At 44.1% G+C, this 454-nt stretch carries 2 protein-coding genes; both read left to right on the forward strand.

All coding sequences use genetic code 11. The features are described from left to right. Positions 1–34: 34 nt before the first annotated feature. Complete coding sequence (locus EO083_RS09780; RefSeq protein WP_001295496.1) at positions 35–178, forward strand: DUF2627 domain-containing protein; 144 nt, start codon at positions 35–37, stop codon at positions 176–178. A gap of 21 nt (positions 179–199) precedes the next feature. Continuing rightward, positions 200–400 carry a transcription antiterminator/RNA stability regulator CspE gene (cspE, locus tag EO083_RS09785; RefSeq protein ID WP_175080258.1) on the forward strand — a complete coding sequence of 67 codons (201 nt, stop codon included), beginning with the start codon at positions 200–202 and terminating at the stop codon, positions 398–400. Positions 401–454 lie beyond the last annotated feature (54 nt).

Here is a 454-nt window from a genome sequence, read left to right on the forward strand (position 1 = left end):
CAGATTTCGGGTTAAACGAGGTACAGTTCTGTTTATGTGTGGCATTTTCAGTAAAGAAGTCCTGAGTAAACACGTTGACGTTGAATACCGCTTCTCTGCCGAGCCTTATATTGGTGCCTCATGCAGTAATGTGTCAGTTTTATCTATGTTATGCCTGCGGGCGAAGAAAACAATCTAAGGAATTTTTCAAATGGCAAAGATTAAAGGTCAGGTTAAGTGGTTCAACGAGTCTAAAGGTTTTGGCTTCATTACTCCGGCTGATGGCAGCAAAGATGTGTTCGTACACTTCTCCGCTATCCAGGGTAATGGCTTCAAAACTCTGGCTGAAGGTCAGAACGTTGAGTTCGAAATTCAGGACGGCCAGAAAGGTCCGGCAGCTGTTAACGTAACAGCTATCTGATCGAATCCACTGATCTGAAGTGTGAATACGCTTCAATCTCGCTATAAAGCCTCG

Origin of the sequence: Thermosipho globiformans (assembly GCF_003990895.1) — a bacterium.
GTDB lineage: Bacteria > Thermotogota > Thermotogae > Thermotogales > Fervidobacteriaceae > Thermosipho > Thermosipho japonicus.

What these genes read in the sequence shown, in the direction of transcription:
- EO083_RS09780 (WP_001295496.1), top strand. Translation starts at nt 35, where the DNA reads ATGTGTGGCATTTTCAGTAAAGAAGTCCTGAGTAAACACGTTGACGTT.